16 protein-coding genes and 1 pseudogene are annotated in these 19,456 nt (G+C 67.9%); 11 read left to right on the top strand and 6 right to left on the bottom strand.

Translation table 11 applies throughout. The annotated features are described in order from the left end of the window. A pseudogene (locus tag F1735_RS36655) lies at positions 1 to 126 on the top strand (IS630 family transposase); the annotation flags it as partial. A gap of 83 nt (positions 127 to 209) precedes the next feature. On the opposite strand, the gene F1735_RS21110 reads toward F1735_RS36655, so the two are convergent. The 3 genes from F1735_RS21110 to F1735_RS21120 all read right to left on the bottom strand — a co-directional run bounded on the left by F1735_RS21110 (position 210) and on the right by F1735_RS21120 (position 3,744). Further along, entirely contained in the window at positions 210 to 1,364 is a 1,155-nt protein-coding gene (locus tag F1735_RS21110; protein WP_167238780.1) for a type IV pilus twitching motility protein PilT, read from the bottom strand. Positions 1,365 to 1,475: 111 nt separating this feature from the next. Continuing rightward, positions 1,476 to 2,669 carry an MFS transporter gene (locus F1735_RS21115; protein ID WP_167238781.1) on the bottom strand — a complete coding sequence of 398 codons (1,194 nt, stop codon included), beginning with the start codon at positions 2,667 to 2,669 and terminating at the stop codon, positions 1,476 to 1,478. Continuing rightward, entirely contained in the window at positions 2,662 to 3,744 is a 1,083-nt protein-coding gene (locus F1735_RS21120; RefSeq protein ID WP_167238782.1) for a 3-deoxy-7-phosphoheptulonate synthase, read from the bottom strand. The genes F1735_RS21115 and F1735_RS21120 overlap by 8 nt, the downstream gene beginning before the upstream one ends. A gap of 302 nt (positions 3,745 to 4,046) precedes the next feature. Between F1735_RS21120 and F1735_RS21125 the strand changes: the two genes are divergently transcribed. Genes F1735_RS21125 through F1735_RS21170 form a run of 10 tightly spaced genes read left to right on the top strand, consistent with a single transcriptional unit; the run spans position 4,047 to position 17,004 of the window. Further along, positions 4,047 to 5,255, top strand: a complete 1,209-nt coding sequence (locus F1735_RS21125) for an isochorismate synthase (RefSeq protein WP_167238783.1) — start codon at positions 4,047 to 4,049, stop codon at positions 5,253 to 5,255. Next, on the top strand, positions 5,252 to 6,907 hold the full coding sequence (locus F1735_RS21130; RefSeq protein ID WP_167238784.1) for a (2,3-dihydroxybenzoyl)adenylate synthase: 1,656 nt from the start codon (positions 5,252 to 5,254) through the stop codon (positions 6,905 to 6,907). Before F1735_RS21125 ends, F1735_RS21130 begins: the two co-directional genes overlap by 4 nt. Then, entirely contained in the window at positions 6,904 to 7,779 is an 876-nt protein-coding gene (locus F1735_RS21135) for an isochorismatase (protein WP_167238785.1), read from the top strand. The genes F1735_RS21130 and F1735_RS21135 overlap by 4 nt, the downstream gene beginning before the upstream one ends. Next, positions 7,743 to 11,633, top strand: a complete 3,891-nt coding sequence (locus tag F1735_RS21140) for a non-ribosomal peptide synthetase (protein ID WP_222853042.1) — start codon at positions 7,743 to 7,745, stop codon at positions 11,631 to 11,633. Before F1735_RS21135 ends, F1735_RS21140 begins: the two co-directional genes overlap by 37 nt. After that, positions 11,633 to 12,463, top strand: a complete 831-nt coding sequence (locus tag F1735_RS21145; RefSeq protein ID WP_222853043.1) for a siderophore-interacting protein — start codon at positions 11,633 to 11,635, stop codon at positions 12,461 to 12,463. The genes F1735_RS21140 and F1735_RS21145 overlap by 1 nt, the downstream gene beginning before the upstream one ends. Next, positions 12,460 to 13,389, top strand: a complete 930-nt coding sequence (locus F1735_RS21150; RefSeq protein ID WP_167238787.1) for an ABC transporter substrate-binding protein — start codon at positions 12,460 to 12,462, stop codon at positions 13,387 to 13,389. The genes F1735_RS21145 and F1735_RS21150 overlap by 4 nt, the downstream gene beginning before the upstream one ends. Then, the gene (locus tag F1735_RS21155) at positions 13,386 to 14,363 is read left to right on the top strand and encodes a FecCD family ABC transporter permease (protein ID WP_222853044.1); all 978 of its coding nucleotides are present in this window, start codon (positions 13,386 to 13,388) and stop codon (positions 14,361 to 14,363) included. Before F1735_RS21150 ends, F1735_RS21155 begins: the two co-directional genes overlap by 4 nt. Beyond that, positions 14,360 to 15,406: a FecCD family ABC transporter permease gene (locus F1735_RS21160; RefSeq protein WP_167238788.1), complete on the top strand. Its 1,047-nt coding sequence runs from the start codon at positions 14,360 to 14,362 to the stop codon at positions 15,404 to 15,406. The genes F1735_RS21155 and F1735_RS21160 overlap by 4 nt, the downstream gene beginning before the upstream one ends. Then, positions 15,403 to 16,185: an ABC transporter ATP-binding protein gene (locus tag F1735_RS21165; protein WP_167238789.1), complete on the top strand. Its 783-nt coding sequence runs from the start codon at positions 15,403 to 15,405 to the stop codon at positions 16,183 to 16,185. The genes F1735_RS21160 and F1735_RS21165 overlap by 4 nt, the downstream gene beginning before the upstream one ends. A 36-nt stretch (positions 16,186 to 16,221) precedes the next feature. Further along, the gene (locus F1735_RS21170) at positions 16,222 to 17,004 is read left to right on the top strand and encodes a 2,3-dihydro-2,3-dihydroxybenzoate dehydrogenase (protein WP_167238790.1); all 783 of its coding nucleotides are present in this window, start codon (positions 16,222 to 16,224) and stop codon (positions 17,002 to 17,004) included. 37 nt (positions 17,005 to 17,041) lie between these two features. On the opposite strand, the gene F1735_RS21175 is transcribed toward F1735_RS21170, so the two are convergent. The 3 genes from F1735_RS21175 to F1735_RS21185 all read right to left on the bottom strand — a co-directional run bounded on the left by F1735_RS21175 (position 17,042) and on the right by F1735_RS21185 (position 19,451). Next, complete coding sequence (locus F1735_RS21175; RefSeq protein ID WP_167238820.1) at positions 17,042 to 18,079, bottom strand: chemotaxis protein CheB; 1,038 nt, start codon at positions 18,077 to 18,079, stop codon at positions 17,042 to 17,044. 358 nt (positions 18,080 to 18,437) lie between these two features. Beyond that, positions 18,438 to 18,887, bottom strand: a complete 450-nt coding sequence (locus F1735_RS21180; protein ID WP_167238791.1) for a hypothetical protein — start codon at positions 18,885 to 18,887, stop codon at positions 18,438 to 18,440. Between the two features lie 153 nt (positions 18,888 to 19,040). Beyond that, positions 19,041 to 19,451: a hypothetical protein gene (locus tag F1735_RS21185; protein WP_167238792.1), complete on the bottom strand. Its 411-nt coding sequence runs from the start codon at positions 19,449 to 19,451 to the stop codon at positions 19,041 to 19,043. Between the last annotated feature and the right edge of the window lie 5 nt (positions 19,452 to 19,456).

Here is a 19,456-nt window from a genome sequence, read left to right on the forward strand (position 1 = left end):
TATGTCGCGCACCACAATGCCAATCCGAAGCCATTTATTTGGACAGCAACTGCGCGCGATATCCTGCAAAAGGTAATTCGCGCCAACAGCCGCTTAAGCGGCAAACAGAATGCAACACTACACTAGATCGTCAAGTCTGCCCACGTTGTCAGGCCAGCCGCGAAATCGCTTGGCGGGCCCGCAAGATGGCCAGCCCGAAAAAAACTGGCTTACGCCGCGTCCAGCATCCCGCTATAACACGCGTCCGCAAACCCGATCCGGTCGGTGGTCGCGTTGCGCGCATCCTCGACGCTGATCTTCTTCTCGCGCAGCAGGTTCACCAGCGCCGTGTTCATCGAATGGCAGCCGGCGTTGAACTTGCCGGTGCCGCCATCCATCAGCGAGCGCACCTCGCCCACCCGGCCCGATTCGATCATGCGCACCACTTCCGGATTCGAACTGAGACATTCGGTGGCCAGGTAATAGCGCTCCCCGCCCACCGACGGCAGCAAGGCCTGGCACAGCACGCCGCGCAAGGCGCTCGCCAGGGCCTGCGCCTGCGCGTCCGAGTTCCCCAGCAGGCGTAGCATCTTCTGCAAACCCAGCTCGGTCGAACGCGCATGCAGGGTGGCCAGCACCAGCGGCCCCGATTCGGCCAGCGCCAGCGCTTCCTGCGCGGTCTGGGCGTCGCGGATCTCGCCGATCACAATCACATCCGGCCGCTCGCGCAGCGCGTCCAGCGCACCGAGATAGTAGCTCTCGACATCGCCGTCAAAGCCCACTTCGCGCTGGGTGATGATGCATTTACGTTGCGGGATCAGGGTTTCGACCGGGTCTTCGATGGTGATGATGTGGCCCGAGCGCGTCTTGTTGATCTGGTCGATCATCGAAGCGATCGTGGTCGACTTGCCCTGGCAGGTGTCGCCGATGATCAGTATCAGGCCGCTGGTGAGCAGCGCAAAATCCTGCTCGGCCGCGCGCAGGCCCAGTTGATTGAGCGGCAGCGGTTCGCGCGGAAAGCGCCGCACCACGCAGCCGAGCCGCTTCTTGCCCTGGAAGGTAAAACAGTTGGCGCGGATGCGCGCCGTATGCAGGTCGATCGAGCGGTCGAACGCGCGCACGGCGATGCGCTCGGACCAATCGGGCTCGATCACTTCGAAGAACTCTTCCAGCTCCTCCTTGGTGATCGGAGAATCGGTCACCGCCACCAGCCCTTTCGGCTGGCGCAGCATCAGCGGACTATTTTGATGAATGATGATGTCGCTGAAAATGAGCTTCGAATTGAGCAGGTGAAGAATCTGTTCGACCAGGGTGCCGAACACCGGATGGTCTTCATTCTCGACATAGGACAGGGTACGAATTTGCGAGGACTGGTGGTTTTCCATCTGGCTCTTGGCGTGATCAATAGTGCCGATAATTATAAGACCAGTCCTCGTAAAAAATTGCAATCCTGAAAGATAATTTTTCAGGATGGTCACATCGCAACCCTTCCAGTGTCACTCCAGCGCAACAGCGCGGCGCGCACCGGCCAGGCGCGCCAGCCCGCCAGCGACGCCCACCGCGATCACGGCCGCCAGCGCCGCCACCGGCGCCATGCCGGTCAGGCGGCCGTCCGCCGCTTCGCCGAGCTGCCAGCTGGTTACCAGCGCGGCCGCGCCGATGGCCACATCCTGCACCAGGCTTTGCAGCGACATGAAGCCGGCCCGTTCATGCGGCGACGGCACCTGGCTGACGGTGGCCGCCATGGTCACGTTGCGCCCCGCGTTGCCGGCCATGAACAGCACGAAGAACAGGATCGGCAGCGCCGCGCCGAGTCCGAAAAACGGCGCCAGGCCGGCGCAGAAGGCGGCCGACGCCAGCGCTGCGGCCAGCACCGGGCCGGCGCGGTCGGCCAGGCGCCCGAGCAGCTGCACCGTCAGCAGCGCCACCACGCCGCCGGCGAAATACAGCATGCCGAGCTGCGCGCGCGGAAAGCCCAGGTTCAGCAAAAAGTAGGCCGAAAAATGCGGGATCACCAAAAAGGCCGAAAACGCGCTGGCCCCTTGCAGCAGCATCGCCAGGCGTACCGTGGGGCGCGCCAGCAGATTGCGGGCGCAGACCCGCGCCGAAACCTTTTCGCGCGCATTCAGGTGCCCCTCCAACGCCGGCAGCAGGACCGCCATCGCCGCCAGCACCAGCGCCGCCAGCGCCGCCACCATATAGAACGGCGCCTGCCAGCCCCCCATGCGCGCCAACTCCAGGCCGAGCGGCACGCCGGCAATGGCCGCCAGCGAAAAGCCCAGCATCACCTTGGCCATCGCCTTGCCGCGCTGTTCGGGCGCCGTCATGTCGATCACGATGGCCATGCCGATCGCCACCGCCGGCCCGCCGAAGGCGCCGGTCAGCGCGCGCGCCACCATCAACGCCGGCAAGCCGTGGCAAAAGGTCGTGGCGAAGGTCGCCAGCGCCAGCAAGCCAAAGGTGAGCAGCAGCGCGGGCTTGCGGTCGAAGCGGTCCAGCAGCCGGAAGGCGATCAGGCTTGATAGCGCCGACGCCAGCGTGTAGGCCGCCGCCAGCCAGCCCAGGCGATCCACCGCAAAGCCATGCTCGCGCGCCAGGTCGGGCCCGAGCGGCAGCACCATCATGAAGTCGACCAGGTACACGAACTGCAGCGCCGCGACCAGCGCGATTGCGCGCGATTGCCTAGACATCGGCGCCTCCGCGACGGGCCGCCACGTCAGCGCGCAAGGCCTCGCGCGCGGCGCGCAGCATGGCCGCCGTTTCCTCCCAGTCCACGCAGGGATCGGTCACCGAGCAGCCATAGCGCAGCGCCGACAGTTCGGCGGGAATGGCCTGGTTTCCGGCCTCGATGAAGCTCTCGACCATCACCCCTGCCACGCTGCGGTTGCCGGCCAGGCGCTGGCGTACCACGTCGGCCATCACGCCGGCCTGCAAGGTGTGGTTCTTGTTGGAGTTATCGTGCGCGCAATCGATCACGATGTTGGGCCGCTGGCCACCCTTGTCCAACGCCTGTTCGGCCAGCGCCACGCTGGCCGCGTCGTAGTTCGGGCGCCCTCCTCCGCCGCGCAGCACCAGGTGACCGTACGGGTTGCCCGGCGTGCGGATCACGGCCGCGCGGCCGTCGGCGTCGATGCCCAGGAAGGCATGCGGGTGCGAGCTCGATGCGATCGCGTTGACCGCCGTATCGACCTTGCCGTCGGTGCCGTTCTTGAAGCCCACCGGCATGCCCAGGCCCGACGCCATCTCGCGGTGCGTCTGCGACTCGGTGGTGCGCGCGCCGATCGCGGCCCAGCTGATCAACTCACCGACGTAATGCGGCGAGACCGGGTCGAGCGTCTCGGTCGCCGCCGGCAAACCCAGCTCGGCCACCTCGATCAGGAAGCGCCGCGCCAGCGCCAGGCCTTCATCGATGCGGAACGAGCCATCCATGCGCGGATCGTTGATCAGCCCTTTCCAGCCGACCCGCGTGCGCGGCTTTTCGAAGTACACGCGCATGACCACGAACAGCGTGTCGGCCACTTCGTCGGCCAGCGCCTTGAGCCGGCGCGCGTAATCGCGTCCCGCGTGCAGGTCGTGGATCGAGCAAGGGCCGACCACCACCATCAGGCGCGGATCGCGGCGGTCGAGAATAGCGCGCACGCTCTGGCGCGCGGCGCCGATCGTCAGCGCGCCGGTATCGGACAGCGGCAGTTGCGCGCGCAATTCGGCGGGCGACGGCAACGGGCCGGGCGTGTCGTGCGACAGCGGAGACAGGTCGCGCTTCATGCGCGCTCGCCGCAGGTTGGGGCGGGGGCGGCATGGGCCGGCGCGGCGGGCGCGGCGAGCAACAGCGCGCCCGGTTGGCGAACGGCGAAGTGAAGTGCGGGCATGGTGAGTCTTCTCAAGTGGGATGAACAATTGCCATCGTTGACAGGTGTGAAACTTAAGCATACCATACTAGCTAAATGCGAATCAATCTCATTTGCATTAATATTTAGGTTGTAAATAATTATCATTCCGATCTATAGTGCGGTCCCGCCTATCCGGCGAAACGCTCCGACTGCCCTCCTAACGCAAGGAACTTCAACATGAATGACAGACTGCACGGCCACTACCTGAGCCGCACCAGCGCGGCCGACCTGTGCGTACACTACGAAGCTGGCGCCACCCTGTTTTCGTCGCCCGGCCACACACTGCTGGCCAGCGGCAAGCGCAGCATCCTGGCGCCGCAGTCCGGGGCCGCGCTGGCCGATGCCGCTGGCGCCCTGCTGCGCGCCGCGCGCCGCGACGGCGAAGCGCTGCCGGTGCTGATCGGCGCCGTGCCGTTCCTGGCCGACGCGCCGGCCCACCTGTTCATTCCCGAGCATGTGATGAGGGCGAGCGGCCCGGCCAAGCTGCCGGCGGCCACCCCGCAAGCGCCGGCGGCGCGCGCGCCCTTCCCGCGCACCATCGCCGCCGTTCCCGACCAGGGCCAGTACCGCCGCGCCGTGGCCGGCGCGGTCGAACGCATCCACGCCGGCCAGCTGGACAAGGTGGTCCTGTCGCGCTCACTGACCCTGGAAACCGAGATCGATGTCGCCGCCCTGCTGGCGCGCCTGGGCGAGCGCAACGCGCACGGCTATACCTTTGCCATCGACCTCACGCCCGACGATGACGGACGCCGCACGCTGATCGGCGCCAGTCCCGAGCTGCTGCTCTCGCGAACCGGCACCCGCGTGCGCTGCCATCCGCTGGCCGGCTCGATCCCGCGCAGCGCCGACCCGCAGGAAGACCAGCGCCGCGCCCAGGGCCTGCTGGAATCGCAAAAAGACCTGCACGAACATGCGTTGGTGGCCGACATGGTGGCCGATTCGCTGCGTCCTTACTGCCACTCGGTGACTGTGCCGGCCGTGCCCTCGCTGATCGCCACGCCCACCATGTGGCACCTGGGCAGCGAAGTGACAGCGCAACTGAATGAACCCGGCATGACCTCGCTCGCGCTGGCCATGGCGCTGCATCCCACGCCCGCCGTCTGCGGCCACCCCGCAGCGGACGCGCGCAGCTTCATCAACGAAGCCGAAGGGTTTGAGCGCGGCTTCTTCGCCGGCCTGGTGGGCTGGATGGACGCCAACGGCGACGGCGAATGGGCCGTGACCCTGCGCTGCGCCGACGTGCGCGCCCACAGCGCCACCCTGTACGCGGGCGCCGGCATCGTAGCCGGTTCCGACCCCGAACTCGAATATCTCGAAACGTCCGGCAAGCTGCGCACCATGCTGCGCGCGATGGGCCTCGAAGCGGTACTGGAGGAAGCGCTATGAGTAGTGACTATTTGCCCGGTTTCACCCCCGGTGTTACTCCATACCCCGACGACTTTGCGGCGCGCTATCGCGCAGCCGGCTACTGGACTGGTGAAACCTTCGGTTCCCTGCTGCGCGAGCGCGCGGCCCGACATCCCGACAGCACCGCGCTGGTGTGCGGTGCGCGCCGCTGGAGCTACGCCGAACTTGATGCACGCGCCGACCGCTTCGCCGCCGGCTTGACCGGCCTGGGCATCGCCGCGCGCGAGCGCGTGGTCGTGCAACTGCCCAACGTGGCTGAATTTTTCGTCGCCTGTTTCGCCCTGTTCCGCATCGGCGCGCTGCCCGTATTTGCCCTGCCCGCGCACCGCCGCCACGAAATCGGCCACCTGTGCGCCTTTACCGACGCCGCCGCCTACATCGTCGCCGACAGCGACGCCGGCTTCGACTACCGCACCCTGGCGCGCGAAGTGCGCGCCGAAGTACCAAACCTGGCGCGCGTGATCGTGCTCGGCGACCCCGCCGAATTCATCGCCTTCGATTCGCTCTACGCCGACCCAGTGCCGCTCGCCGGCCCGCAGCCGGGCGACGTGGCCTTCTTGCAGCTCTCCGGCGGCACCACCGGCCTGCCCAAGCTGATCCCGCGTACCCACGACGACTATTTATACAGCGTGCGCGCCAGCGCCGACATCTGCGAACTTGACCAGTCCAGCGTGTACTTATGCGCCCTGCCGGTCGCGCACAACTTCCCCATGAGTTCGCCCGGTTCCTTCGGCGTGTTCCATGCCGGCGGCTGCGTGGTGCTGGCGCGCCGGCCCTCGCCGGACGAAGCCTTCCCGCTCATCGAAGCCGAAGGCGTGACCATCACCGCGCTGGTGCCGCCGCTGGCCATGATCTGGCTCGACGCCGCCGGCGCCACGCGCTACAAACTCGATAGCCTCAAGCTGCTGCAAGTGGGCGGCGCGCGCCTGTCCGCCGAAGCGGCCTGCCGCGTGGGCCCGGTGCTCGGCTGCGCCCTGCAACAGGTATTCGGCATGGCCGAAGGCCTGGTCAACTACACCCGCCCGGACGACACGCCGGAACTGACCGCCAACACCCAGGGCCGCCCGATTTCGCCCGCCGACGAAGTGCGCATCGTCGACGACGAAGACCGCGACCTGCCCGATGGCCAGATCGGCCACCTGCTCACGCGAGGGCCCTACACCATTCGCGGCTACTACCGTGCCGAAGAACATAACCAGCGCGCCTTCACCAGCGACGGTTTCTACCGCACCGGCGACCTGGTGATGCGCCTGCCCTCCGGCCACCTGGTGGTCGAAGGCCGCGCCAAGGACCAGATCAACCGGGGCGGCGACAAGGTCGCGGCCGAAGAGGTCGAAAACCACCTGCTGGCCCACCCCGCCGTGCATGACGCCGCGCTGGTGTCGATGCCCGACGCCTACCTGGGCGAGCGCAGTTGCGCCTTCATCGTCACGCGCGGCGCGCCGGTACGGGCCATCGAGCTCACGCGCTTCCTGCGCGAACGCGGCGTGGCGCAGTACAAAATCCCCGACCGCATCGAATTCGTCGAACGCTTCCCTACCACCGGCGTCGGCAAAGTCAACAAACGCCAGCTGCGCGAACAGATCGCCCAGTTGATCGGCACTCAATCACAAGATCGGCAAGCACCATGACCATCCCGAAAATCGCCTCCTACCCCATGCCCACGGCCATGCCGGACAACCGCGTCAGCTGGATGCCCGAACCGAAACGCGCCGTGCTGCTGATCCACGACATGCAGGAGTACTTCCTCGACTTCTACGACAACGCCGCCGCGCCGATTCCCGAACTGATCGCGCACATCAGGCAACTGCGCGACGCCGCCGACGCCGCCGGCGTACCGGTCGTCTACACCGCGCAGCCGGCCGAACAATCGGCCGAGGATCGCGGCCTGCTCACCGACTGGTGGGGACCGGGCCTGACCGCGCACCCCGAACGCGCACCGGTGGTGGCAAGCCTGGCGCCGCGCGCGCAAGACGTGGTGCTGACCAAATGGCGCTACAGCGCCTTCTTCCGCAGCGACCTGCTGGCACGCATGCGCGAACAGGGACGCGACCAATTGATCGTGTGCGGCGTGTACGCCCACATCGGCTGCCTGATGACGGCCGCCGACGCCTTCATGAGCGACATCGAGCCCTTCCTGGTGGGCGATGCGCTGGCCGACTTCTCGGCCGAACAGCACCAGATGGGCCTTCACTATGTATCGCAGCGTTGCGGCGTGGTCGCCAGCACGGCGACCGTGACGGGCGCGCTCAAGCCGGCGCCCACCTGGCACGCCACGCGCACCGCCTTCCAAGCCGAAGTGGCGGAACTGCTGGCCGTTCCGGCATCGGACCTGCTCCCCGACGACAACCTGCTGTACGCGGGCCTCGATTCGATCCGCTTAATGAGCCTGATCGAACGCTGGCGCCGCGCCGGCATCGAAACGAGCTTCGTCGAACTGGCCGAGCGCCCGACCCTGGCCGACTGGTGGGAACTGCTCGACGCGCGCCGGGTGAAGCGGTGAGCGGCGCGCGCCTGGCGCTGACCAGTGCCCAATACGGCATCTGGCTCGGGCAGCAGTTGGATGCCGCCAGCCCGGCCTACTGGACGGCCGAAGCGGTCGAACTGAGCGGCCCGCTGGACGCCGCCCTGTTCGAAGCCGCGCTGCGCCAGGCCGTGCGCGAATGCGACGCCCTGCAAATGCGCTTTGCCAGCGACGGCGACGCGCTCTGGCAAACGCCCGAGCCGCGTGATGACTGGCCGCTGGCGCGCCACGTCATGAGCGACGCCGACGCGCGCCTGTGGATGCGGGACGACCTGAAACAGCCGGCCGACCTGGCGCGCGGCCCGCTGTTCGCCAGCGCGCTGCTGCAAACCGGCCCGGATAAGACGCTGTGGTACCTGCGTGCCCACCACATCGCCCTCGACGGCTTTGCCTACGCCATGCTGGCGCAACGCGTGGCGGCCCTGTATTCGGCCCGCTGCGCCAATACCGACGCAGCGCCCGCGCGCGCCGGCAAGCTCGATCCGGTGGTGGCGGAAGATGCCGCCTACCTCGCCTCGCCCGCCTACGCGCGCGACCGCGACTTCTGGATGGCGCGCATGATGGACGCCGGCGCGCCGGCCATGCTGGCGCCGCCGGCCAGCGTGGCGCGCGGCGTGCGCCGTGTACGCGGCGGCGTCGCCTCCAGCACCATCGAGCGCTGCCAGTCGGTGGCCGCCGCCGCCGGCGTGGACTGGGCCGCCGTCCTGATCGCTGCCACCGGCGCCTGGCTGCGCCGCCACGCTTCGGCGGGCGAGCTGACCCTGGGCCTGCCCGTCATGGGCCGGCTTGGCTCGGTGGCGCTGACGATTCCCTGCATGGCGATGAATATCGTGCCCCTGCGCCTGGCGCCAACGGCGTCGCAATCGCTGGCCGGGCTGGCGCGCGCGGTGGCCGCCGAGATGAAAGCCATCCGTCCGCACCAGCGCTACCGCTACGAACACCTGAAGCATGACCTGGGCATGAGCGGCGGCGCGCGCCGCCTGTTCGGCGCGGTCATCAACCTGATGCCGTTCGACCGCCCGCCGGTATTCGGACCATTGCAGGCGCTCTCGCACCCGGTGTCCGCCGGGCCGGTGGAAGACCTGTCGATCACCATCGCGCCGGGCGCGAACAGCCGTATCGACCTCGAAGCCAATCCGGATGCCTACGGCGACGCTACCTTGCGGGCCCTGCACGCATCGCTGCTGCAAGCGCTGGCCGATCTTCTTGAACAACCCGATGCGCTCCTGTCCGACGTCCTCGGACAAGCGCCGCACGCGACACCGGCGCTGGCGTCCGGCGGCCCCTTGCCGGCCGCTCCCGTATCGGTCCTCGCTTCCCTGCTGCTGCATGACCCGCAAAAAGCCGCACTTGTATGCGGCGACACCGAACTCAGTTACGCCGACCTGGTCACAGCGGTGGGCAACATGGCCGGCCGCCTGCGCGACGCCGGCGTGACCGAAAACAGCCGCGTGGTCCTGCTGCTGCCACGCGGCCCTGATGCGATTGTCGCCATGCTGGCCATCATGTGGGCCGGCGGCGGCTACGTGCCGCTCGACCCGGACGGTCCCGCCCTGCGCGTGGCGGCCGTGCTGGAAGACGTCAAACCCACGCTGGTCGTCAGCCTGCGCAAATATGCGCCGCTCCTGCCCACCGCGCTGCCGCTGCTGTGCATCGACGAAGCCGCACCATGCGCACCGATGCCGGCCCCGCTGCCGGTTGCCGACAGCGCCCTCGCCTACATCATCTACACCTCCGGTTCCAGCGGCCGGCCGAACGGCGTGATGATCGAGCGCGCCGCGCTGGCCCACTTCGGCGCCGGCGCCGGCGCGCGCTACCAGATGAGCGCGGCCGACCGCGTGCTGCAATTCGCACCGCTGCATTTCGACGCCAGCGTCGAAGAGATTTTCCTCACGTTCGGCGCCGGCGCCACCCTGGTCCTGCGCGACGACGCCATGCTCGAATCGCTGGAGCGCTTCATCGACGCCTGCGCGCGATTGCGCATCAGCGTGCTCGATCTGCCGACCGCGTTCTGGCACGAACTCGCCTTCCACGTGGGCCAGGTTGACGCCACGCTGCCGGAGTGCCTGCGACTGGTGATCATCGGCGGCGAAGCCGCGCTGGCCGAGCGCGTGGCGCGCTGGCGCACGGCAGCGCCGCCGCATCTGGTGCTGCTCAATACCTACGGCCCGACCGAAGCGACCGTCATCTGCACCACCGCCCGACTGGCCGGCCCCGACGCCATCGCCTGGAGCGGCGACGCGGTCCCGATCGGCCGCCCGCTGCCCGGCGTCGATATCGCTGTCTGCGCGGAGCACCCGGTCGGCATCGGCGAAGAAGGAGAACTGTGCCTGATCGGCGGCGGCCTCGCGCGCGGCTACTTCGACCGCGACGCGCTGACCGCGCAGCGTTTTGTCACCCTGCCGGACGGCCGCCGCGCCTACCGCACCGGCGACCGCGTGATCCTGGGCGCCGATGGCGAACTGCGCTACCTGGGCCGGCTTGACGACGAAGTCAAGATCAGCGGCCACCGCATCGACCCCAGCGAGATCGAAGCGGCCCTGCTGCAATACCCCGGCGTGCGCGAAGCGGCGGTGGTGTGCCAGTCGCAAAGCGACGGCGGCAAGCACCTGCGTGCCTTTGTCGCCACCGCCGGCAAGCTCAATGCACCGGCCCTGCGCGCCTTTCTGGCCGAGCGCCTGCCGGCAGCGGCGGTGCCCGCCAACTACGCCAGCCTGGCGCGCCTGCCGCGCAACGCCAATGGCAAGATCGACCGATCCGCCCTGCGCTCCAAAGAGCTCGATGCCGCGCCAACGGCCACCGACGCCACGCCGCTCGAACAGTCGGTCATGTCGGTCTGGCGCGAGGTGCTGGGCGTCGATGCCTTGACGCCGCAGGACGACTTCTTTGCCCTCGGCGGCAAATCGCTGCAAGCGATCCAGGTCGCCAACCGCCTCGGCGCGGCCTTGAAGCGCGAAGTGGCGGTGTCCATCCTGTTCCGCCACCGCACCGTGGCCGCGCTGGCGCATGCGCTCGGCACCGTCGGCCACGCGCCGCCGGCAGCCGCCGCCGGCGCCGAGTTCGCGCCGCTGCTGACCATCCAGCGCGGCAGCGGCCCCGCCCTGTTCTGCGTACACCCGGCCGAAGGCCTGTCGTGGTGCTACCTGGGACTGGCCGCCTACCTGCCGCATACGCCGATCTACGGCCTGCAGGCGCGCGGCATGAGCGGCGCGGCGCCGACCGGCATCGACATGCAGGTCGACGACTACCTTGGCCTGGTCAGGAGCGCGCAGCCGCACGGCCCGTACCGCCTGATCGGCTGGTCCTCCGGCGGCGGCCTCGCCCACGCGCTGGCGGCGCGCCTGCAAGCGGCTGGCGAAACGGTCTCGCTGCTGGCGATGATGGACTCCTACCCGAGCGACATCTGGGAAGGCAAACCGGAAGCGGAAGAGCGCGACGCCCTGATCGCGATGCTCGACGTGATCGGCGCGCCCTCGGTCGACGCCGCCGGCCAGCCGCTCGCGCGCGAGGCGCTGCTGGCGCAGTTCCGCCAGCCGGGCAGCTCGCTGGCCACGGCCGACGACGCCCACCTCGAGCGCATCACCACCACCGCGCTGCTGTCGATGCGCCTGTACCGCCAGCTGCGCCATCCGCGCTATGAGGGCGACGTGCTGTTCTTCCATGCCAGCCAGCGCGGGCCCGGCGCCCCCGACTGGAAAGGCTGGACCCCGTACGTACACGGCCAGCTCGAACGGATCGACGTCGATTGCAGCCATTCGTCCATGAGCCAGCCGGCGCCCCTGGGGCACATCGGCCGCGTGCTGGCCCAACGCATTGACCCGAAAGGCAAATGATGAGCACTACCAAACGCACGCCCCCAAGGATGCTGTACGTGCGCCGCACCTTGCAACTGACGCCGCTGATGCGCCGCATTACGCTGGCCGGCGACGCCCTGGCCGGCTTCCCGCCGGACAGCGACGGCGCCCATATCAAGCTGCTGCTGGCGCGCGAAGGCCAGCGCGAACCGGTGCTGCCGACGCTCGGGCCCGACGGCCCGGTGTGGCCGCCGGCCGACATCCGCCCGATCGCCCGCACCTACACCGTGGCGCGCTACGACGCCGACGCCGGCGAACTCGATGTGGACCTGGTGCTGCACGGCGACGACGGCCCCGCCTCGCGCTGGGCCGTGCATGCGCAGCCGGGGGACGCCGTCGGCGTGGCCGGTCCCGGTGGCCCGCCGCGCTTCGTGCCAGGCGCCGACTACCACCTGATGATCGGCGACCCGAGCGCGCTGGCCGCGCTCGCAGCCGCCCTGCGCGGCCTACCCCGCAAGGCGCGCGGCACGGTGCTGATCGAAGTACCCGACCACTCCGAAGTCCAGGCGCTGCCCTACCCGGCCGCGTTTACGGTGCATTGGCTCTCGCGCCGTGGCGCGCGCCCTGGCGCGAGCACCTTGCTGCTCGACGCGGTCAAGGCGCTGGCCTGGCCGCCGGGACGCGTGTCGGTCACCTTGGCTGGCGAAAGCAACCAGCTGCTGGCCGTGCGCGACTTTTTGCTGCACGAGCGCGGCGTGGCCCGCGCCGACATGTACGCGGTCCCGTACTGGAAAGACGAACACACCGAAGATGCGTACCACGCCGAACGCCACCGCATCATGGATGAACTGGAAGAAGCCGCATCATGAACACATTCTCCCCCCTGCGCGAGGTCACCTTCCTTGCATTGTTAGCCCTCATGGCCCTGTGCGCCGCGCCGGCGCTGGCTCAGCGCAACATCGTCGATGCCGCCAACCGCGCCGTCACCGTGCCCGAACGCCCGCAACGCGTGGTCGCCCTGTCCGAACTCGATCTCGATGCCGTGCTGGCCCTGAACATCAAGCCCGCCGGCGCCACCAAGGGACGCGGCCAGAGCGCCATGCCGCGCTACCTCGGCCCCGCAGCAAGCACGATTCCCAGCGCCGGCAATTTTGCCGCGCCCGTGCTCGACCTGGTGGTCGGCATGCAACCCGACTTGATCCTTGCCGGCGGCATGAGCGCCCCCGAGCTGCTGACCCAACTCGCCAAGATCGCCCCTACCGTCGTCACCTACCAGCCGGGCGAAAACTGGCAGGCCACGTTTCGCCGCATCGGCACGGTGATGGGCAAGGCGCCCGAGGCCGACGCCTTTCTGGCCGACTACCTGGCCAAGGCCGGCGCGCTGCGCCAGCGCCTGGGCGAGCGCGCCAACGCCACGGTGAGCGTGGTGCGCTGGAATCCGCAAGGCCCGTCGTACATGCTGCGCGATTCGTTTGCCAGCCTGGTGCTGGCCGACCTCAAGATACGCCGCCCCGCCGCGCAGATGCAGCCCGGTGCCGCGCACTCGCGTCCACTGAGCCTGGAAGCGCTGGCGGCCATCGACGCCGACTGGATCTTTGTCGGCACCCTGAGCACCAGCGGGCCGGCCAACGACGCCCTGGCGGCGGCGCGCCAGTCGCCGCCATTCCGCCAGCTCGGCGCAGCGCAGCGCAAACAGGTGCGCGCGGTCGATGGCTCGCTCTGGACCAGTCCCGGCGGCCCGCTGGCCGCCCTGGCGATCCTGGCGGACGTCGACAAAGCCCTGGCCGCGCCTTGAGTCCAGCCGGCCGCATCGCGCTCCTCGCGCCCATCCTGCCGGCACTGCTGCTTGCATCGATGCTGACCGGCGCCGGCGACGCCGGCATGGCCGACCTGCGCGCCGTGCTGGCCGGCGGCGACAACTCGCCGTTGCAGATGATCGTACGCGACGTGCGCGCCCCACGCACGCTGGCCGCGCTGCTGGTCGGCGCGGCCCTCGGCGTGGCCGGCATGCTGATGCAAACCGTTACCCGCAACCGCCTGGCCGAACCCGGCCTGCTCGGCGTGAATGCCGGCGCGGCGCTGGGCGTGGTGGCCGGCATTACCTGGGCCGGCGCCGAATCGGGGCTTGCCTACCTGCTGTGGGCCGGCGCCGGCGCCCTGCTCGGCAACGCCTGCGTGCTTGGCGTAGCCAACGCCGGGCGCGGCTCTGGCAGCCCGCTGCGCCTCGTGCTGGCCGGCGTGGCGCTGGGCGCGACCTTTCACGGCCTCAGTTCTGCCATGCTGCTCAGCCAGCCGTCCGGCTACGACCAGTACCGCTTCTGGGTGCTCGGTTCGCTCGCCGGTTCGAGCGGCGGCATGCTCCTGCTGGCCGCGCCCTTCATCATCTTCGGGCTGCTGGCCGCGCTGTTCCTGGCGCGCCCGCTGGCGGCCATGCTGCTCGGCGACGACATTGCCCGCTCGCTCGGGCACTCGCCGCGCATGCTGCGCGCCGCCGTCGCCGTCACCGCCACGCTGCTGACCGGCAGCGCGGTCGCCCTGAGCGGGCCGATCGCCTTTCTGGGTTTGCTGGCGCCCTTCCTGGCGCGTGCTCTGGCGCGGGGACTGGCGGCGCAACTGGCCGCATCGGCCTGGGTCGGCGCGATCGTACTGCTGTTCGCCGACCTGGGTGCGCGCCTGGTGGCGCAACCGTTCGAAACGCCGATCAGCGTACTCACCGCCCTGCTTGGCGCGCCGCTGCTCGTCTGGCTGGCGCGCGGGAGCGCTAGATGATGGCGCCCGAACCAGGCCTGGTCGTGCTGCGCGGCGGCGCGCTGTCGGTGCTGGTGGCCAGGCGCTCGCTGTACGCCACGCTGGCGCTGCTGCTGGCGCTTGCGCTGGCGGTTGGCGTGGCCCTGGCGGCCGGCCCGGCGTGGCTCTCGCCTGCGCAGCTGCTGGCCGTGCTGGGCGGCGATGCGCCGGCCGGCACGCGCCTGATGGTGCTGGAATTTCGCCTGCCGCGCGTACTCACCGGCGTGCTGGCCGGCGCCTCGCTCGGTCTTGCCGGGAGCCTGATCCAGACACTCACCCGCAACCGCCTCGCCTCGCCCGACATGCTCGGCGTGGCCGATGGCGCCATGCTCGGCGTCTTCATGGCCCTCATCGCCGGCGCCACCGGCATGCTGGGGCCGTGGTGGGTGGGACCGCTCGGCGCCTTGGGCGCGGTGGCCCTGCTGCTGTTGGCCAGCGGCCCGCTCGAGCGCTGCGGGCACCGCCTGCTGGTGGTCGGCATCGCGATTGCCAGCCTGCTGCGCGCCGGCGCCGAACTGGTGTTGTCGCAGCAGGAGCTGATGCACGCCAGCGCCCTGTACGCGTGGAGCATCGGAAGCCTGAGCGGGCGCACCTGGGGTTCGGCCCTGCCGCTGGGCGTCGCCCTGCTGGCGCTGCTGCCGCCGGCGCTGCTGGCCAGCCGCCGCCTGGCGCTGCTGCGTTTCGATCCGGACATCGCAACCAGCCTTGGCCTGCCGGTGCGCGCCACCCAGTGGCAGGTGCTGCTGTGCGCCGTGCTGCTGGCCGGGATGGCGGTCGGCGTGTGCGGGCCGATCGCCTTCGTGGCGCTGGCCGCGCCGTTCATCGGCGAACGCCTGGTCGGCTATGGGCGCGCGGCGCTGCTGGCGTCGGCCTTGTCCGGCGCGTTGCTGGTGGCGGCCGCCGACGCCCTTGGCCGCGTGGTCCTGGGCGACGCCGAACTGCCGGTCGGCGTGATCTGCAACCTGCTCGGCGGTCCGTTTTTGCTGTACCTGCTCCTTCACGAGCGCAATGGAGAAACACAATGACACAACTGCTTGTGCAGGGACTGCATGCAGGCCATCCGGGCCGCCCCGTGCTGCACGGGATCGACCTGGCGATCGAGCCGGGCAAGGTCACCGCTATCGTCGGCCCGAACGGCTGCGGCAAGTCGACCCTGCTGCGCTGCATGGCGCGCCTGCATCGGCCGCAGCAAGGCAGCATCACGCTCGGCGCGATTGATCTGTGGCAGATGCGCCAGCAACAAGCCGCGCGCAGCCTGGCGATGCTGCCGCAGTCGCCGCAGGCGCCCGAGGGCATCACCGTCAGCGCTCTGGTGCGCTTCGGGCGCCATCCGCACCAGGGCTTGTTCCGCCAGTGGTCGCGCGATGATGAACTGGCGGTACACGCGGCCATGTCGGCCACCGATGTCATGTCGCTGGCGCAGCGCCGGCTCGATCAGTTATCCGGCGGGCAGCGCCAGCGCTGCTGGCTGGCCATGACCCTGGCGCAGGAGACGCCGATTTTGCTGCTCGATGAACCCACCAGCATGCTCGATCTGGGACATCAGGTCGATGTGCTGGACCGCGTGCGCGCGCTGGCCTCCAACGGCCGCGCGGTGGTCATCGTGCTGCACGACCTGGCCGCGGCGGCGCGCTATGCCGACACCCTGGTGGCCATGCGCGATGGCCGCATCGTCGCCGCCGGCGCGCCGCGCGACGTGGTCACCCCCGGGCTGGTGCGCCAGCTGTATGAGCTGGACGTGGACGTGCTGTCCGCGCCCGGCGACGGTGCGCCGGTGGTGGTGCCGGTCAGGCGTTTTCACTAGTTTTCACGCGTTTTCACTAATCGAACAAGGAACAAGATGGGCAATCAATTCGAAGGCAAGGTCGCACTGGTCAGCGGTGCGGCGCAGGGTATCGGCGCGGCCGTGGCGCGCAAACTGGCCGCCGGCGGCGCGGCGGTGGCGGTCATCGATGTCAAGGCCGGTGCGGTGGAAGACATGGCGGCCACCTTGCGCGCCAGCGGCGCCCTGGCCATCGGCATGGCGGTCGATGTCACCGACAGCGCGGCCGTACACGCGGCGGTGGCGCGCGTGCGGCGCGAGCTGGGCGAGATCGATGTGCTGGCCAATGTGGCCGGCATCCTGCGCATGGGGTCCATTTTGGACTACAGCGATGACGACTGGGAGCGCACGTTTGCGGTCAACGCCGGCGGCGTGTTCCGCCTGTGCCGCGCGGTGGCGGCCGGGATGGTGGAGCGCCAGCGCGGCGCCATCGTGACGGTGGCCTCGAATGCGTCGACGGTGCCGCGCATGCAGATGGGGGCGTATGCGGCATCAAAAGCGGCGTCCACGCAGTTCATGCGCTGCCTGGGGCTGGAGCTGGCGCCGTACGGGATTCGCTGCAATGTGGTCTCGCCCGGATCGACCGATACCGAGATGCAGCGCCAGTTGTGGAATGGGGCCGATGGCTCCCAAGGCGTCATCAAAGGCTCGCTGGAGACGTTCCGGCTGGGGATTCCGCTCAAGCGCATCGCGACACCCGAGGATATCGCGGACGCGGTGCTGTACCTGGCGTCGGACAGCGCGCGCCACATCACCATGCATGATCTGAGGATCGATGGCGGAGCGACGCTGGGCGGTTAAAGTGCAGCGACGCTCGGTTTACCCAACGATTGCGCTGCTACGGAAGAGGATCGGTATTGGCCGTGTTGGAGTGCAGCATGGCTTTGATGCGCCGGATATGGATGTCCGATTGCTCCACACGCTCGGCATACGATGGGCTGGCGGTGCCTTCCGCCCCCATTTTGACGAGCAGATTCTTGTTTTCTTCAAACATGCGCAGGGCGACCCACAGGGTTTCCTCCATCTTCGCCGTCTGCTCCGCCAGCAGCGCTGCCACCGTATACGCATGACCGGTATGGCACCGGAAGCGCAGATGCTCTCCCACCTTCATTTGCCACAACACACCACCGCAGCCGGGACAGTTGAACGGCACTTGCGTACCAAGGAAATCGACCGATTCCAGGTCGCTCAACACGCGCTGGGCGATCTTGGCCTCGACCGCGACATCGGCGGGGACAGCGATGCGTGCTCCCCGCTCGCTCAGCGCGAGCCGGGTCAGCAAACTACCCATCTCGGCCAGCGGCACGCAGTGATCGACCTTGACATGATTGAGCACGTTTTGCGGCATGTCCGGATACGCGGCGTCGGCCGGATCCTGGACCACGCAGATGCCGCCGCAGCGCCGGATCACCTCCATGCCCGAGGTGCCATCGTCGAGATAGCCGGTGAGGATGACACCGATGACCCGATTGCCGAATTCAACAGCAGCGGAACGGAACAGGGGATCGATCGCGGGCCGCGCCCGGTTTTCGCGCGCGCCTTTGGTTGCCAGGGTTTTGCCTTGCGAGATCATCAGATGGTGATCCGGCTGCGCCAGATAAATATAGCCGCTCCTGATAACGCCATGCTGTGCCGCTTGTTTGCAGGGCAAATTTCCCTTGTCGGCGAGCAGGCGCAACATCGCTTCGTTCGAGCTTGTCGCCGCCATGTGTTGGACGATCAGGATCGCGGCGGGGAAATCCGCCGGCAGTTGCGCAACCAGGGAGCTCAGCGCGCTTTGACCGCCGGCGGAAGTGCCGATCACGATGATCGGGAAGTCGCTCCGGCTCGTCGCAGAAACTGTGTTCACCGTCTTTTTGGTGGATGGTGCCGTCATGAAATTCCTATGGAGCGCGAATGCGGGAGTGCCGTCAGGAATGATGCCATACATGAGGCGGCGGCGGCGCGCACGAGCGCGGTGATGCCTGCGCATGCGGGCAAATGGTGGAGCGCTGGCGGTGAGCGCAATACTCCTCCTATGATTTTGAACATTGCGGAGGTCGTTCAAGACTGGGCGCCAGTGTCTATATTTGTCGTCACCACTTGGTTCCTCATCGCGCATCGCCTGAAAAACCCTCCGCCGGAATAGGTCAGGGAAGCGGCGCGATGCGGCGGGTACACTCCGCAACAGTCAGCTCATTTTGTCCTCGCTGTATGCGCGCTGCGGCTTCCTTCATGCGTAACTCTGCTTTGATCTAATTTTCGAGCTCAAATTTGTTCCAAAGCAGGTCTACTTTTTCTGCATATTCAGACTGTCTATCGTTGTAAGAACGCATTGCTTCATAGCCAGTGGGTTTGATATTTGACAGCGCAGTAAGCCAGGTGGCGAAGTAGTCTTTTAAGGCTGCCTCAGCTTGAGTTTTACCTGAAACCTTCGTCAGTACAGCGGCGTACAGTTTCTTACCTTCTGTCCGGGCCTCGGCAATGCAGTCTCCAAACTCATACTCCTCGTCGACTTGGTGGCCAGCCTGCCACCCGCTTATGGCTCGCCTGGCACCGGTTCCACAAATAGAGAGCTTATAGTCGGCAAATTCCTTTAGCTCCTGCTCGGCGCTAGCAGTGTTAGCGCCGAGCGCGACTCCAGGAGAGGCGCAACTGAAGGCGCCCAACATCGTGATCAAGAAAAGTCGGCTGAAACGTTGCATTCGTCAATCATCCTGGTGAAATACGGGCGGCCCATAAGTAGAATACCACTCTGCGGTTGTTTCAATTCCATCAGATGCCTCTCACTATGTGACGCGGTCACTGCCATACGGGCACCTCGGTCCGACCAGAACTGCGCCAGTCAGGCAAGCCTGTTATGTTGGTTCAAAGCCAAATGACTCGATCAATTCAGTGTCGCTACCGTCAAAGAAAAATCCAATTTGAGCAGTAAAGTCACGCAACTCCCCGATCGCTGGAGGCGATGGATAGAATTGATAGTCGGGCAACGGGGGATGTAAGCTGTCGCCGCACTCGATATCCGAAGCGCCCCAGCGTCCCTTGTTGCCGCACTTATAGATCGGCGCCAGCAGGTACGTCGTCGCATCGCCCTCGGCGAATGTGGCCAGCACCAGGCAGGCGTAACGATTGCGCGGGCTTGACCTGGGAATAACCCACACTGTGTGACGATAGGCGATCACCGATGTTTCCAATAGCCGGAGGCCGGCACGCAAGCCGGCCCAGTTAGCGAGAACCACGTCAGCGATTGGAATGCCTGAAAAATTCATGCATG

Origin of the sequence: Massilia genomosp. 1 (assembly GCF_011682185.1) — a bacterium.
Lineage (GTDB): Bacteria > Pseudomonadota > Gammaproteobacteria > Burkholderiales > Burkholderiaceae_D > Telluria_A > Telluria_A rubra.